Below are 14,954 nucleotides of genomic sequence, written 5' to 3'. Positions count from 1 at the left end.
CAAGGACCTGAGGACCCAGGGCGGCAAGCGGCCCTGCAACCAGGACAACTAATGAACCAGGCAAAGGCGGGTTCCGGGAGCGTTTTCCGGTCCCGCCTTGCGCTTGTCCGGGCTCCGATTGTAGTGGCCTGCCTCATGGCTTTGCTGCTGAGCGCGTGCACAGGGAGTTCCCCCGGTCCGGGGCCTACCCACGGCAACGGACCGGAGTTGCTTCGAAAGCTTGACCTCAACCTGACACTCCCGTGGTCCATCGTGTTCCTCGGCGACGGTACTGCCATCATCTCCGAACGCGACACCAAGCTGATCAAATCGGTCCGGAACGATCGGGCCACGACGGTAGGCGAGTTTCCCGGCGTCGTACCCGGTGGCGAAGGCGGACTGCTGGGGCTGGCACTCTCCCCGACATTCGCCAGCGACCGCCTGCTCTACGCCTATTTCACCGCTGAATCGGACAACAGGATTTCGCGCACCCGCCTGGAGCGGGCCGCGGACGGGCGGTTGAGCCTCGGCACACCAGAAGTCATCTTCTCCGGCATTCCCAAGGCCCCGACCCACAACGGCGGGCGCATCCGGTTCGGCCCCGACGGGTTCCTCTACGTCGGCACGGGAGATGCGCAGCATCCGGAGCGGGCACAGGACCGCAATGCGCTTGGCGGGAAGATCCTGCGGCTTACCGCCGAGGGGAAAGCCGCGCCGGGCAACCCGTTCGCCAACCCCGTTTACAGCTACGGACATCGCAATGTGCAGGGTCTGGCCTGGGACAGCTCCGGCAGGCTGTGGGCAAGCGAATTCGGACCCGACGTCAACGACGAACTCAACCTCATCGAAGCGGGCGGCAATTACGGTTGGCCGCAAGTGACCGGGGCGCCCGGCCGCGCCGGCTACATCGACGCCAAGGTGGTCTGGCCGTCGACGGCGGATGCCTCGCCGAGCGGGCTGGAAATCGTGAACGGAACGGCGTTCACGTGCGCGCTGCGCGGGCAGCGTTTGTGGACGGTACCGCTGAACGGGGAAACGACGGGGAATCCCGTGGCATACCTCACAGCTGGCTACGGACGACTGCGGGACGTTTCGCTCGCGCCGGACGGCACACTTTGGGTCCTCAGCAACAACCAAAACCCTGACTTTGCACTGGTCCTGAAGCCTCCCCGCCAGTGACGCGCGGAGGGCCCGTGCCGATTTCACACTTCGGCAAGTGTCGTGTAGAGTTACATGTCGTTGCGGAGATCAACGAGGGAAGAAAAGCCCTCATCTGATCGAAATCGACAAATGCACCTCTAGCTCAATTGGCAGAGCAATTGACTCTTAATCAATGGGTTCCGGGTTCAAGTCCCGGGGGGTGCACCAAAGGGAAGGACCCTTGAGCGGCAGCAGCCGCTCAAGGGTTATTTCTTTGCGTTGCGAGCAACAAACAATTGCACCTCTAGCTCAATTGGCAGAGCAATTGACTCTTAATCAATGGGTTCCGGGTTCAAGTCCCGGGGGGTGCACCAAAGGGAAGATCCCTGGATGGCTGAATGGCCGTCCAGGGATCTTTTGCTTTTCGGCCTGCTTCAGCCGGACCGGGCTGAGGAAGCTTAGTGGGAGGCTTCGCCCGGCGCCGCGACTGAATCCGCAGCGGCCACAATGTCGTTTACGACTGCCGAAGAATGATTGTTCGCCAGTTCGCGTACCAGCGACTGGAGCTCCCGCCGCAGTTTGGCGGTGTCCACGGGCACAGGTGCAAGCACTTCGCGTTCCAGCTGCGTGGCTAGCCCGAGGGTGTGCTCCCCCGCCTCGGTCAAACTGACCACTTGGCTCCGGCGGTCGGACACGCTGCGTGCGCGGCTGACGTGGCCGTGGGCCTCCAGCCTGGTGAGCGTCTTCCCCATTGTCTGCGCCTGAACCCGGACGATCTGCGCGAGCATCGACTGGGTGGTCGGTCCGTTGACGGCGAGTACTTCCATAACAATGACCCCGGCATGGGTCAGGTCCATACCGCGCAGTTTCTCGTTCCAGGCATGCTCCACGAGTCGCGCGGCCGTGGAGAGCAGGCGCCCGGTGGGCCACCGTTCCATATCAGGCATAAGGGCCAGTATATAGACCGCTGCGCGCGGATCAGGACCGGGGTTCAATTCGTGAAGCGGTCGGCCCATCACTAAGCTGAGTGATCGCGAACGCTAGCAAGGAGCACAACATGGCCGAACGACTCATTCCAGGCGACACTGCCCCGGATTTCACCCTCAAGGACCACACGGGTCGCGAGGTCAGCCTGGCCTCGCACCGCGGCCGCAAAACAGTCATCTACTTCTACCCCGCGGCTTCCACGCCGGCATGTGCCAAGCAGGCCTGCGACTTCCGCGATTCCCTCGCAACCCTCCAGGCTGCCGGTTACGACGTCCTTGGAATCTCTCCGGACACGGTGAAGGACCTGGAAAAGTTCGTGGCCGAAGAATCACTGACCTTTCCGCTGCTGTCCGACGAAGGGCACCACGTGGCTGAGGCCTATGCGGCTTGGGGCGAAAAGAAGAACTACGGGCGCACCTACCAAGGGCTGATCCGCTCAACGATCGTGGTTGATCCCGACGGCAAGGTGGCCCTGGCCCAGTACAACGTGCGCGCCACTGGCCACGTCGCCAAACTCCGCAGGGACCTCAAACTCGACAGGTAGCCGCCGACTGGCCATATAGGCTCGGGGCCGCATAGGCGAGGCTGGAACAGCTGGCGCAAAACCGCGGGTACAATGGAGGCCGGTATATGACCGGAGCGGGAATCCCTGAATCCCGCTCCGGGTACCAGCACCAGCGCGAGTGGTGAAATTGGCAGACACGCAGGATTTAGGTTCCTGTGCCTTCGGGCGTGGGGGTTCAAGTCCCCCCTTGCGCACATTCAGGAAGTGCCCCGGTCCTTGGCCGGGGCACTTCCCGTTTCCAGCCGGGACTCAGGGCCCTGAACTAGACTGGACTGCGGTCCGGCTGCCGCGGGCCCCAGCCCGTCCGACTGCCTTGAGGGGACAAGAGTGGTAAGCAGCAAGCTACGCGGAGTCACGCTACAAATCGGCGCAGGCCTTCTGGCCGTGGCCTTGACCTCGTGCACGGTAAGCCCTGGACCGGCACCGTCAACATCGGCCGCGGACGGCGCTTCGGCAGAGCCGAGCAAGACCTTCAACTTTGGCACCCCGTCGATGCCGCTTGGGCTCGATCCCGCCGTGACGAACGACTCCGAGTCGTATCGAGTCACCCGGCAAGTGATGGAAGGCCTCGTGGGGGTCGACGCGTCCACCGGCCAACCAACTCCCCTGCTTGCCACCTCTTGGTCCCAAGGGAATGACGGACTCAGCTACGACTTCAAGTTGCGGTCAAAAGTCACCTTCCACGATGGAACCGTCTTTGACGCCGCCGCCGTCTGCAGCAACTTCAACCGTTGGTTCAACTTCCCGGCTACCGTGCGCCAGCAGGCACCGGGCATCGCATTCAAGAGCGTCTTCAAATCCTTCTCGGACGACGCTTCGCTTTCGCTCTTCAAGAACTGCAAGGTTGTCTCTGCCGACCACGTCCAAATCAACCTGGCCAAGCCCTTCACGGGCTTCCTGCAGGCGTTGACGCTGCCGGCGTTCGCGATGTCATCCCCGAAAGCGATGGCCGACGGCAAGGCCGACGTCCTGGACAAGAAACTGTCAGGACAGCCGGCGTCGGCCTACGCCTCGCACCCCGTGGGCACCGGCCCTTACGTTTTCTCGTCATGGACCCAGAACGGCATCACTCTCACGAGCTACAAGGGCTACTGGGGCGACCGCGGAGAGATAGCCACGGTCAACTTCATTCCGTTCGACTATCCACAGGCCCGGCTCCAGGCCTTGCTCGCAGGAACCATCGACGGGTACGACCTTGTGACCGCCGGCACCTTCGACCAACTGGTCAAGAAGGGCATGCAAATCGTCCAACGGGATCCGTTCTCCGTGATGTACCTGGGCATGAACGAGTCCGTGGCGCCCCTCCAGAATCTTGGGGTGCGCCAGGCAATCGAGATGGCCATCGACAAAGACACCCTTATCCACAAGTTCTTCATCGACAACACCTCACCGGCCACCCAGTTCGTTCCCCCCAAACTGAGCGGCTTCAACAACAACGCACCGTCCTTGGGATACGACCCGGACAAAGCCAAGCAACTGCTTGCCAAGTCCGGTTACAAAGGCGAGGAACTCAAGTTCTACTACCCGCTCAATGTCACGCGCGCCTACCTTCCCACTCCGGAGAAGATCTATGCGGAGATCAGCGCGGAACTTACCGCCATCGGGCTGAACATCAAGCCGGTACCCGTGAACTGGGACGACGGCTACCTCCAGAAGGTCCAGTCCCCCGGTGACCATGCGCTCCATTTGCTCGGCTGGAATGGCGCCTACTCGGACCCGGACAACTTCGTGGGCACGCTCTTCGGTGAGAACAACGGCGAGTTCGGCTACAGCGATCCACAGGTGTTCTCAAAGATCGACAGGGCCCGGGGACTCCCCGACGGCGCTGACCGCAACTCCCAGTACCAGACCATCAATGCCCAGATCGCTGCCACCGTCCCGGCAGTACCCATCGCCTTCCCCATCTCGGCTTTGGCCCTTTCGGACCGCGTCGAGAAGTACCCCGCGTCGCCTGTCTTAAACGAAGTTTTTACAAACGTTCGGCTGAAGTCTTGACGTCCCGCCGCAATTTCAGTTATGCGCCCACGCGGGGATATTCTGTGACAGCCAGTGCCGCCGCTATCGGAGATTGATCGTGACCTTCATTTCCAAGACACACCACGCTGACGTCGTCCTTATTGGGGGCGGGATCATGAGCGCAACCCTGGGTGCGTTCATCAAGCAACTCGAACCCAGCTGGACCATCTCCCTCTTTGAGCGACTCGACGAAGCCGGCCTGGAAAGCTCCGGACCGTGGAACAACGCGGGAACCGGGCACGCAGCGCTCTGTGAGCTTAATTACTCGCCTGCAGCGAAGGACGGCTCCGTTGACCCGTCCAAGGCCCTCCACATCAACGAGCAATTCCAGCTCTCCCGGCAGTTCTGGTCCCACCTCGTGGACAACAAGTTGATCGGCTCCCCCAAGGGCTTCATCAACACCGTTCCGCATATGAGCTTCGTCATCGGCGACAAGCACGCTGACTTCCTCAAGACCCGCTACGAGGCACTCAAGCCCAACACTCTCTTCCGCAGCATGGAATACACGGAAGACCAGGCACAGATCGCCAAGTGGGCTCCGCTCATCGTCAAGGGCCGCGACGCCAAGCAGCGCGTTGCCGCCACCCGCGCAGCGGAAGGCACCGACGTCGACTTCGGCGCCCTGACCCGCGAACTGACCGGTTACCTCGCTGCCAACGGCGTTGAAGTCAACTATGGCCACGGTGTCACCAATGTGAGCAAAGCCTCCGACGGCGGCTGGGACCTTTCGCTCAAGCACCCCGCTTCCGGCGAACACGGCCAGATCCACGCCAAGTTCGTCTTTGTCGGCGCCGGCGGCGGAGCACTCCACCTGCTCCAGGCATCGGGCATCCCGGAAAGCAAGGGCTACGGCGGTTTCCCGGTATCCGGGCAGTTCTTCCGCTGCACCGACGCGGCCATTGCCGGCCAGCACAGCGCCAAGGTATACGGCCAGGCCTCCGTCGGCGCACCGCCAATGTCCGTGCCGCACCTTGATACCCGCTACGTTGACGGCAAGCGTTCCCTGCTTTTCGGCCCGTACGCCGGTTTCTCCACCAACTTCCTCAAGACGAGCAGCTACCTTGACCTACCGCTGTCCATCCGCCCGGGCAACATCATCCCGATGCTGGCCGTGGCCAAGGACAACATGGACCTGACTGCGTACCTGATCAAGGAAGTCGCCAAGCGCCACGACGCCAAGGTGGAGTCCCTCCGCGAGTACTACCCCCAGGCCGACGGCGGCAACTGGGAGCTCATCACCGCAGGCCAGCGGGTGCAGATCATTAAGAAGGATTCCAAGAAGGGCGGAGTGCTGCAGTTCGGCACCGAAGTCATCACGGCTCGTGACGGCTCCATCGGAGCGCTGCTTGGCGCCTCCCCCGGAGCCTCCACCGCTGTCCCCATCATGATCGAGATGCTCCAGCGGTCCTTCCCGAAGAACTTCAAGGGCTGGCAGTCCAAGCTCAAGGAAATGATGCCAGGCTACGGCGTCAAACTGAACGACAATCCGGACCTTGCGGCCGAGTTGGAAGCGAGCACTGCCCATTCGCTCCAACTTGAGCCTGCTGACGCCGTTCAGCACTAGCAACCGTCCGGGCTGCGGCCGGTTCGAGACAAGAAACAGACCGTAGATCCCAGGAGACAGTGCAATGTTCCGTCTGGCAAAGCTTTCACTGGCGAACAGGGCACTGATCGCGCTGATCACCGTCTTCGCGGCGGTGTTCGGCGTGATCACCATGTCTTCCCTCAAACAGGAACTCATTCCCTCGATCGAGTTCCCGCAGATCTCGGTGATCACGGCCATGCCGGGCGCGTCCCCGGAAGTTGTCGACAAGCAACTCAGCCGCCCGCTCGAAACAGCGCTGAACAGCGTCGAGGGCCTGGAATCGACCACGTCGACGTCGCGGAACGGTGTTTCGCAGATCACCATGGTGTTCACGTACGGTTCGAACCTGGACCGCGCGCGCAACCAGATCGATCGCGCCATCTCCAACGCCAAGCGTGTCCTGCCGGCCGACGTCGAGCCCCGGTCTTTTGCAGGCAGCATCAGCGACTTCCCGATCGTGTATCTGGCGGTGTCTTCGGACAAGCCTCTCAGCGAGCTGAACACGGACCTGCAGCGCTTGAGCGTTCCCCGGCTCCAGAAACTGGACGGGGTCCGCAGCGCTGACGTGACGGGTGGGGCCACCCAGCACATCCTGATCCAGCCCAAAGCCCAGGCCATGGCCGCGAACGGCGCCACGGTCCAGTCGCTCACGAGTGCCCTCAAGAACAACGGGACGCTGGTCCCGGCCGGAACCATCGAGGATCAGGGCAAGACGCTCTCCCTGCAGATCGGCAGCCCGGTGGACTCCCTCGACGTCATCAAGGGCTTGCCGCTCACCGGCGCCAAGGGCGGAACCACGATCGGCACCGTAGCCGACGTGAGCATCAAAGACGACGCCGCAACCTCCATTACCCGGACCAATGGGAAGCCGACGCTGGCCCTGTCCATCACGAAGAAGCCCGACGGCGATACCGTCGCCATTTCGCACGCTGTCAAGGACTCCATTCCCCAGATGGAAGCCGAACTCGGCTCCAATGCGCACTTCACCCCGGTGTTCGACCAGGCCCCGTACATCGAAAAATCCATCAAGGACCTCACCACGGAAGGCCTTCTCGGACTTGGCTTCGCGGTGGCAGTCATTCTCTTGTTCCTGATGTCCGTACGGTCCACGCTCGTGACGGCGGTATCCATTCCGTTGTCGCTCCTGATTACGTTCATCGGAATATCGGCGACCCACTACTCGCTCAACATCCTCACGCTTGGCGCATTGACCATCGCGATCGGCCGTGTGGTGGACGACTCGATCGTGGTGATCGAGAACATCAAACGGCACCTCAGCTACGGCGAGCACAAGCTCGCTGCCATCCTCAATTCGATCCGGGAAGTTGCCGGTGCCATCACGGCGTCCACCCTCACCACGGTTGCCGTGTTCCTGCCGATCGCCTTCGTGGGCAACCTGGCGGGCGAACTGTTCCGGCCCTTCGCCCTGACGGTGACCATCGCCCTGTTGTCCTCGTTGCTCGTGTCCCTCACCATCGTTCCGGTGCTGGCGTACTGGTTCCTCAAGTCGCCGGCCGCGGCCGGGGACGCCCTTGCCGCCGAGCGCGCCGTTGCCGCGGCGCACGAGGCAGAGCGGCGGAGCCTGCTGCAGCGCGGCTATTTGCCCATCCTGGTCAAAACCCAGAAGCACCCGATCGTGACCATCGTCGCCGCGGTCCTGGTGTTGGGTGGAACTGCAGCCATGTCCCCGCTGCTGGCGACAGACCTGCTGGGCAACTCCGGCCAGAACAGCATGACCGTGCGCCAGGTTCTTCCCGCCGGTACAAGCCTGGAACAGACCGGGGCCGCTGCTGCCCAAGTGGAATCGGTCCTTCGCGGGATCGACGGGATCAAGGACGTACAGGTCACTTCAGGCAATGCCCAGACAGGTTTCGCCGCGCTCACGTCAACAGGTTCGTCGAACTCGACCTTCACCGTGGTAACGGATGATAAGGCTGACCAGCAGAAACTGCAGGACACGGTCCGGTCCCGGCTCGCCACCGCCGCGGCCGCAGGAAAGGTCACTGTGGGGGCCCAACAGGGTGGCCTGGGCACGTCTTCCAGCGTGGACATCACCATCAACGCCGCCAACTCGGCGGATCTCAAGACCGCAAGCGACGCCGTAGCGAAGGCCATGGACGGCGTGCCCGGGAGTGCCGAGGTAGCCACCAACCTGGATGCCAGCCAGTCGGTGGTCCAGGTAAAGGTTGATCGTGCCAAGGCCGTCGCCGCCGGGCTGAACGAAGAACAAGTCGCCGGCGTCCTGGCGTCCACGGTCAGTCCCATCCCCGCTGGCACTGTCCGTATCGACACCACGGACTTCCCGGTACAGATCGGCGAAGGCACGCACTTCAGCAGCATCGCCGATGTCAGGGGCATCAACCTCCCGACGCCGGCCGGGCCCGTTCCGCTGTCGAGCATCGCTTCCGTAGACCAAGTAGACACCCCGGTCTCCATCACCAGCAGCAACGGCCAGCGAAGCGCGAGGGTGACCGTCACGCCGTCGGGCTCCAACCTTGGTGCCGTCAGCACGGCAGTCAGTGACCGGCTGGCCTTGGTGCAGCTTCCGGCAGGCGTTACCGCCACGATCGGCGGCGCCACGACGCAGCAGGCGGACTCCTTCCGCCAGCTCGGCCTCGCGCTCCTGGCCGCAGTCGCCATTGTCTATGTCATCATGGTGGCTGCGTTCAAGTCCCTCATCCAGCCCCTCATCCTGTTGGTGTCCGTGCCTTTTGCGGCGACGGGTGCCATCGCTTTGCTCCTGGTCACCGGTGTTCCGCTCGGACTGCCTTCCCTGATCGGCATGCTGATGCTGGTGGGAATCGTCGTGACCAACGCGATCGTGCTGATCGACCTGATCAACCAGTACCGCAAACCACACGATGGCAGCCCCGGAATGAGCGTGGCGGATGCCATCACGCACGGCGCCAGGCAGCGACTTCGTCCCATCCTCATGACGGCACTTGCTACCGTGTTCGCCCTGACACCCATGGCTCTGGGCCTCACGGGAGGCGGCGGGTTCATTTCGCGGCCGCTCGCAATTGTGGTCATCGGCGGCCTTGTTTCGTCCACGGCTTTGACGCTCGTCCTCGTGCCCGTCCTCTACAAACTGGTCGAAGGCCGGCGGGAGAAGAAGACGCTGCTCAAGGCACTCACGCAACTCCCCGACGTCGCGAAGGATGGCATCGCGGGCCACGGCGAGGGCGACCACCTGGACTGGACCACCGGAATGATTCCCAAAGTCACCGGCCGCCGATCCGCTCCCGGCCCGGCCGAGTAGGGCTATACACCGGGAACAAAATGATGCCGTACCCTGTTGCAGGCAGTGATACATGCAAATGCATCTATCTTGGGATAGACTGTTGGCAGAGCCCGCACACCAATCGGGCAGGCAGAAAGGCACATCATGGAGATCGGCGTATTCAGCGTCAGCGACATCACCACTGACCCCACCACGGGCCACACCCCCACGGAGAACGAGCGCATCAAGGCCGCCGTGGCGATCGCCAAGAAGGTCGAAGAGATCGGCATGGACGTCTATGCGATCGGCGAGCACCACAACCGCCCCTTCTTCTCATCGTCCCCCACCACCACCCTGGCGTACATCGCAGCGCAGACTGAACGCATCACGCTGTCAACGTCCACCACGCTGATCACCACGAACGATCCCGTCAAGATCGCCGAAGACTTCGCGATGCTCCAGCACTTGGCGGATGGCCGCGTGGACCTCATCATGGGTCGCGGCAACACCGCCCCCGTCTACCCCTGGTTCGGCAAGAACATCCAGGACGGGATCGAACTCGCGGTGGAGAACTACTCCCTGCTCCGCCGGCTCTGGGATGAGGACACCGTCAATTGGAGCGGCAAGTACCGCACCCCGCTGCAGAACTTCACCTCCACGCCCCGCCCGCTCGACGGCGTCGCGCCCTTCGTCTGGCACGGCTCCATCCGCAGCCCGCAGATCGCGGAACTCGCCGCGTACTACGGCGACGGCTTCTTCGCCAACAACATCTTCTGGCCCAAGGAGCACTACCAGCAGCTGATCGGCCTGTACCGCGAACGCTATGAGCACTACGGCCACGGCAATGCAGACCAAGCCATCGTGGGCCTCGGCGGGCAGTTCTTCATGCGCAAGAACTCCCAGGACGCAGTGAAGGAGTTCCGCCCCTACTTCGACAATGCACCGGTGTACGGCCACGGACCCTCGCTCGAGGACTTCACGTCCCAGACGCCCCTGACCGTTGGCAGTCCGCAGGAAGTCATCGAAAAGACCCTGACTTTCCGCGAGTACTTCGGCGACTACCAGCGCCAACTGTTCCTGGTGGACCACGCCGGCCTGCCGCTCAAGACCGTCCTGGAGCAACTGGACCTCTTCGGAGAAGAAGTCCTGCCGGTCCTGCGGAAGGAATTCGAGGACCGCAAGCCGGCCCATGTGCCTGACGCACCCACCCATGCATCCCGGGTGGCAGCGTCCGTGATCGCCTCGGCCAGGGACGACGCAGCCGATGCTGTCAGTGACGGCGTGGGGTGACCCCGTGACCACGACAGCGCCCACCTCGTCCGCCGTGCGCCTCGCCGCCGAAACCTGGGAGTCCTTGTTCCGCTCCCAGGTGGCGGTGATGCGCCGCCTCCAGGCCGGGCAGGCGTTCAAGAAGCTGCCCATCAAGGAGTACGACGTCCTGTTCACTCTTTCCCGTTGCCCGACGGGCAAGCTGCGGCTGAACGAGATCAACGATCACGTCCTGCTCAGCCAATCCAGCCTGAGCCGGCTGGTTGACAGGTTGGAGAAGCGCGGGCTCGTGGAGCGCAGCATCGCCCCCGACGACGGACGCGGGATCCTGCTGGGGCTCACCGCGGCCGGGCAGGAACTTCAGAAAGAGATCGGCCGCGAGCACATCCGCGACATCGCCGAACTTGTGGCTCCGGCCCTGACAGCCGAGGAGCAGCGTGAGCTTCTCCGCCTGACGGAAAAGCTGCAAGCGTTCGTCGCACACAAGCAGCCGCGCGAAAGCTAGCCCGAAGTTACGTCCGTGATGACGTGCGAAATCCCCGCCTCGGCGGGGATTTCGCTGTTTTCGGGGGCTGGGGTTCTGTCTACTTGATGTGGATGGGGATGGGCTCTCCGATGAGGTCGAAGGCTTGGCGTTGGATGGGGGTCGGGATCGCGAGGGTTGGAATGACCGGGAGGTCCTGGGCGGTGCCGTAGCGGATGTCGTTTCGGGTCAGTGTTCCGAGGTGCTCGAGCAGAGCGCGGAAGCTGTAGGCAGGGTGTCCGTCGCTGGATGTGCGGGTGGATGCTTTCTTGTCCGCCGCTTCCGAGCGGTTGGCCGGGGCGACGGGGTCAGCCGGTGCCGGGCGGTCTTCGTCGGTGAAGGTCAGGGGCGCCCAGGCCCGGCGCAGGTGCCAGACGAGGTAGGCGGCGAGCATGCAGATGAACACGTGGGCGCGGACCCTGGTTTCGGTCCAGTGGTGGATCGGGCGCAGGGACAGGTCGATGGACTTGATCGAGCGGAAGTCGCGTTCGACGCCGGCCAGCGACTTGTAGGTCGCCACGACCCTTGCCGCGTCCATTGCGGCAGCGCCGACGGACGTGCGGATGATGTAGATCCCGTCCAGGGCGGCCTCGGCTCTGATCTGCTCCTCGTTGCGGGCATAGCCGAAGGCGTTGTCCTCGATGGTGAGGGTGTGGTGCTTTTCCATGTTGTACTTGCCGATGACCTTGCCCGCCCTGACCCCGATTTTCCCGGCTCCGCGGATCCGGCCGGCCTCGGCAGCGGCGGCGATTTTCGCCAGCTCGGCGTCGGTGGCCTCGAGCAGCTCGCGGCGTTTGCGGGTTCGTTCGGCGGCCAGGGCCGGGTTGCGGCAGGCGATGAGCCGTTCGCCGGGATAGTCCGGGTGGGTGATCTCGGCCAGGTTCGTTTCATCGAACAGGGACATCTGCAGGGGCCCGTCATCGGCGGCCAGGGCCTTGATAGACGGGGCCCGCAGCGCCGTGACCCAGCCGAGGCCGCCGAGTTCCTTCAGCGCGGCGATACGGGCCGAGGTGATCATTCCGCGGTCCCCGACCATGACCATTTCCTGAAGCCCGAAGGTCGTCTTCATTTCCTGGGCGATAGCTTCGAACGCGGCCGGGTCCGCGGTGTTCCCGGCCACGACCCGGACCGCGACGGGCCGGCCGTCCGGCTCGGTGAGCAGCCCGTATTCGATCTGCGGCAGGCCCTTCTTCCCGTCGCGGGAATAGCCCCGGGCGGCCAGCTCGCAGTGGTGCCCGGTGACCCAGGAGGAGGACAGGTCGAACAACGCCAGCTTCTTCGGGTTCGCCTCCGGGGACAGGTGCCTGGTGGCCAGGGTCTTTTCGATGCCCTGCTGCCGGGCCGCCAGCCAGTCCATCGCCGCGTAGACCTCGTCCGTGCCGGCACCGTCCACCCCGAGGTCCTGGGCCAATGTCGTGTCCGCCCACCACCGGGTCGTGGCCAGCTTCGAACCAGGACGGCACACCCTGGCGATGATCAGGGCCAGGGCCAGGTCCCGCTGCTTCGAGGCCGGGCCCAGCAGTCCCGGGAACCCCAGCGCCCCGGCCTGCGCGGCCACCGCGGCGACGTGCCCGTGCGGCAGGGACCGTGTCACCGTGGCAGCGCTGCCGGCCGGAACGAGCTGTTCGCCCTTGAGCCCGGCCTCGATCAGATCGACCACGTGCTCGGGCAGGGCAGAGAGGTTGGCCACGGTCTCATTGCGGACCTTGCCTTCCTGGCGGAAGGTCCGGCGCAGGTAGGCCGACCGGTAGTCACGGACCTGGCCGTGCTTGTCCGTGTGGGACTTCCGAACTCTGACTACGTGAACAGGCATGTCTCGCTGAGTCATACCAAGACAATAGCGTGATTTTCCTCAAGTATCGGGTATGACTCGCCCAATATTCTGTCTACACATTCCGGCAGAAAAGAGGCCTTCCGCCCGGAAACACAACAAATCCGGGCAGAAGGCCTTCGTAACTTCGGGCTAGCGGAGGACGACGAGCTTTGCCGGATCTTCATTCGGCAGCTCGTCGGCCACCACCGCGGTGACCTTCAAGCTCTTCAACGACAGGCTGCCCCCTACGGTCGACAGGAACGCGGTGTCCGAGGAATCGCGTCCGGCCGTGATGCGCAGCATGGACTCACGCGGAGCCAGACCGGTGGCATCGATAACGTACCAGGCTCCGTCGATGTGAGCCTCAGCCACGGCATGGAAGTCCATGGGGCTCAGCCCGGGCGCATACACCGCGGCGAGCCGGGCCGGGATGTCCTTGGAACGCAGGAGGGCAATGGCAAGGTGGGCGAAGTCCCGGCAAACACCTTTGCGGTGCAGGAGCGTTTCCACCGCTCCATCCGTCCCCCGCGAGGAACCACTGACGTACCGGAGTTCGTCGTGGACCCAGTTCCGGACGGCCTGCAACAGTTCTACGCCGTGCAGCCCGCCGAACTCGGCATACGACGTCGGAAGGAGCCGATCGGACTCGGCATAGCGGCTGGGCCGCACGTAGCGGATGAGCTCCATCCAGGAGGATTCATCGGGGACACCCAAGCCCTCCACCGAGGCGCGGTAATCAACAGTTACCTCGCTGGGTTCGGCGAATTCCATGTACTGGAAACGTCCACCGTGATGGTCCGCCAGCTCGGTGAGCGGAACAGCTTCGCCTTCCACCGTGACTGACAGCTCTTCGGTCAACGATTCATAGCCAGGATTGCTGGCCACGGCTATTGCCATGGCCACCTTGGTGTTGGCTACGGTCTTGAAAACGAGCTGGGCAGCAACGTTGCGTTCCATGGATCTCCGGAGTGTTGCGGCTGGACAACCCACTAATTATGCAGAGTTGGCGCCGACGAGTTTCTGTCAATCGTGGTTCTACAGATTGACCTTCAGAGACAATAGCATCCGCTGGACGTTGGCGAATTCCGAACTCTGGTCAACGTATTTGGCGGCTTGGTCCAAGGTGTCAAAGGACTTCGCGGGAGCAACTACTTCGTCCGTGGCGAAGGCATGCACGGTGGGCATGTCCCCGAAGTAGTAGTTGCCCTTTCCTGCGGGCCCCACTACAAGGTTCCGCAGCTGGCAGGCCTGGCCATCAGATCCGGCCATCAAGTTGGTGATGCCATACGAACCGAAGAATTTGTACCCCTGGATGACCCGGAACACCACGTGCGGGGGGATCATGGAATCACCGTCCGCATGGGGCAGGTCAATGGGCACGCTGCTGACCACCGTGTAGGGGCGCTTGGCGGCTGGATTGCAGTCGGCCGGACTCGCCGAGGGAAGTCCCGTGTGAAGGGTCGCAAGATACCCTCCCTTGGCGTCTTTGACCTCGATCTTCAGGGCGCCCGGCATGGAACCGGCGTCGGGCGTGACCGATTGCGCAATCCAGTCACTTGGAAGATCAAAGCTGACCTTCTTGGCCGCATCCGAGTACGTCTTCCACGCCGAGGCGGTCGCCCCCGCCGTCGCGGTGCTTGCTGCGGAGGGGCTTCCCGAAGCGGTGGAACCTCCCGAGGGCGGGGCCGTTCTGGAGCCCGACGGCGTCGCGCTCCCGGGTGCCGCACTGTTGGACCCGGCTGTCCAGACGGGTCCGCCCTTGCCCTCGGAACTGCAGCCAGCCGTGGCGACCACGATGAGCGCACCGAGGACGGCGACTGAAAACTTCAACGGGATCCGCTTTGCTCTCATGCGCAC

Annotated in this window: 11 protein-coding genes and 3 tRNA genes; 10 read left to right on the top strand and 4 right to left on the bottom strand. The window is 63.4% G+C overall.

Translation table 11 applies throughout. From position 1 onward, the window contains the following. Positions 1 to 51: 51 nt before the first annotated feature. The 3 genes from ABD742_RS07035 to ABD742_RS07025 all read left to right on the top strand — a co-directional run bounded on the left by ABD742_RS07035 (position 52) and on the right by ABD742_RS07025 (position 1,493). Positions 52 to 1,158, top strand: a complete 1,107-nt coding sequence (locus tag ABD742_RS07035; RefSeq protein ID WP_234751924.1) for a PQQ-dependent sugar dehydrogenase — start codon at positions 52 to 54, stop codon at positions 1,156 to 1,158. 113 nt (positions 1,159 to 1,271) lie between these two features. Continuing rightward, positions 1,272 to 1,347 (top strand) — tRNA-Lys (locus ABD742_RS07030). Positions 1,348 to 1,417: 70 nt separating this feature from the next. Continuing rightward, positions 1,418 to 1,493, top strand: a tRNA-Lys gene (locus tag ABD742_RS07025). 84 nt (positions 1,494 to 1,577) lie between these two features. Here ABD742_RS07025 and ABD742_RS07020 read toward each other — a convergent pair. Further along, positions 1,578 to 2,066 carry a MarR family winged helix-turn-helix transcriptional regulator gene (locus ABD742_RS07020; RefSeq protein ID WP_234751921.1) on the bottom strand — a complete coding sequence of 163 codons (489 nt, stop codon included), beginning with the start codon at positions 2,064 to 2,066 and terminating at the stop codon, positions 1,578 to 1,580. Between the two features lie 110 nt (positions 2,067 to 2,176). Here ABD742_RS07020 and bcp point away from each other — a divergent pair, with 110 nt between their 5' ends. The 7 genes from bcp to ABD742_RS06985 all read left to right on the top strand — a co-directional run bounded on the left by bcp (position 2,177) and on the right by ABD742_RS06985 (position 11,266). Continuing rightward, a complete protein-coding gene (gene bcp / locus ABD742_RS07015) occupies positions 2,177 to 2,650 on the top strand; it encodes a thioredoxin-dependent thiol peroxidase (protein WP_234751918.1) in 474 nt (157 codons plus the stop codon). A 133-nt stretch (positions 2,651 to 2,783) separates the two neighbouring features. Continuing rightward, positions 2,784 to 2,865, top strand: a tRNA-Leu gene (locus ABD742_RS07010). Between the two features lie 133 nt (positions 2,866 to 2,998). After that, positions 2,999 to 4,666: an ABC transporter substrate-binding protein gene (locus tag ABD742_RS07005; RefSeq protein ID WP_234751917.1), complete on the top strand. Its 1,668-nt coding sequence runs from the start codon at positions 2,999 to 3,001 to the stop codon at positions 4,664 to 4,666. A gap of 79 nt (positions 4,667 to 4,745) precedes the next feature. Beyond that, positions 4,746 to 6,251, top strand: coding sequence for a malate:quinone oxidoreductase (locus ABD742_RS07000; protein WP_234751911.1), 1,506 nt, complete (start codon positions 4,746 to 4,748; stop codon positions 6,249 to 6,251). 64 nt (positions 6,252 to 6,315) lie between these two features. Continuing rightward, positions 6,316 to 9,531: an efflux RND transporter permease subunit gene (locus tag ABD742_RS06995; RefSeq protein ID WP_234751908.1), complete on the top strand. Its 3,216-nt coding sequence runs from the start codon at positions 6,316 to 6,318 to the stop codon at positions 9,529 to 9,531. Between the two features lie 126 nt (positions 9,532 to 9,657). Continuing rightward, positions 9,658 to 10,782 carry an LLM class flavin-dependent oxidoreductase gene (locus ABD742_RS06990; protein ID WP_234751906.1) on the top strand — a complete coding sequence of 375 codons (1,125 nt, stop codon included), beginning with the start codon at positions 9,658 to 9,660 and terminating at the stop codon, positions 10,780 to 10,782. Then, on the top strand, positions 10,757 to 11,266 hold the full coding sequence (locus tag ABD742_RS06985) for a MarR family winged helix-turn-helix transcriptional regulator (protein WP_372460943.1): 510 nt from the start codon (positions 10,757 to 10,759) through the stop codon (positions 11,264 to 11,266). The genes ABD742_RS06990 and ABD742_RS06985 overlap by 26 nt, the downstream gene beginning before the upstream one ends. Positions 11,267 to 11,345: 79 nt before the next feature. Here the strand turns inward: ABD742_RS06985 and ABD742_RS06980 are convergent, their stop codons facing one another. The 3 genes from ABD742_RS06980 to ABD742_RS06970 all read right to left on the bottom strand — a co-directional run bounded on the left by ABD742_RS06980 (position 11,346) and on the right by ABD742_RS06970 (position 14,948). After that, positions 11,346 to 13,097: an IS1634 family transposase gene (locus ABD742_RS06980; RefSeq protein WP_344787511.1), complete on the bottom strand. Its 1,752-nt coding sequence runs from the start codon at positions 13,095 to 13,097 to the stop codon at positions 11,346 to 11,348. A 150-nt stretch (positions 13,098 to 13,247) separates the two neighbouring features. After that, complete coding sequence (locus ABD742_RS06975; RefSeq protein WP_234747693.1) at positions 13,248 to 14,054, bottom strand: transglutaminase-like domain-containing protein; 807 nt, start codon at positions 14,052 to 14,054, stop codon at positions 13,248 to 13,250. Between the two features lie 78 nt (positions 14,055 to 14,132). Further along, positions 14,133 to 14,948 (bottom strand): hypothetical protein, encoded by an 816-nt coding sequence (locus ABD742_RS06970; RefSeq protein ID WP_234747695.1) that lies wholly within the window; start codon positions 14,946 to 14,948, stop codon positions 14,133 to 14,135. Between the last annotated feature and the right edge of the window lie 6 nt (positions 14,949 to 14,954).

Origin of the sequence: Arthrobacter ramosus (assembly GCF_039535095.1) — a bacterium.
GTDB classification, from domain to species: domain Bacteria; phylum Actinomycetota; class Actinomycetes; order Actinomycetales; family Micrococcaceae; genus Arthrobacter; species Arthrobacter ramosus.
This window is presented reverse-complemented; position numbering and strand designations above follow the sequence as displayed.

Bases quoted from the DNA above. Each gene is read 5' to 3' on its own strand.
- bcp (WP_234751918.1), top strand. From the start codon at position 2,177: ATGGCCGAACGACTCATTCCAGGCGACACTGCCCCGGATTTCACCCTC.
- ABD742_RS06990 (WP_234751906.1), top strand. From the start codon at position 9,658: ATGGAGATCGGCGTATTCAGCGTCAGCGACATCACCACTGACCCCACC.
- ABD742_RS07035 (WP_234751924.1), top strand. From the start codon at position 52: ATGAACCAGGCAAAGGCGGGTTCCGGGAGCGTTTTCCGGTCCCGCCTT.
- ABD742_RS06995 (WP_234751908.1), top strand. From the start codon at position 6,316: ATGTTCCGTCTGGCAAAGCTTTCACTGGCGAACAGGGCACTGATCGCG.
- ABD742_RS06980 (WP_344787511.1), bottom strand. From the start codon at position 13,097: ATGCCTGTTCACGTAGTCAGAGTTCGGAAGTCCCACACGGACAAGCAC.
- ABD742_RS06975 (WP_234747693.1), bottom strand. From the start codon at position 14,054: ATGGAACGCAACGTTGCTGCCCAGCTCGTTTTCAAGACCGTAGCCAAC.
- ABD742_RS06985 (WP_372460943.1), top strand. From the start codon at position 10,757: ATGCTGTCAGTGACGGCGTGGGGTGACCCCGTGACCACGACAGCGCCC.
- ABD742_RS06970 (WP_234747695.1), bottom strand. From the start codon at position 14,948: ATGAGAGCAAAGCGGATCCCGTTGAAGTTTTCAGTCGCCGTCCTCGGT.
- ABD742_RS07020 (WP_234751921.1), bottom strand. From the start codon at position 2,066: ATGCCTGATATGGAACGGTGGCCCACCGGGCGCCTGCTCTCCACGGCC.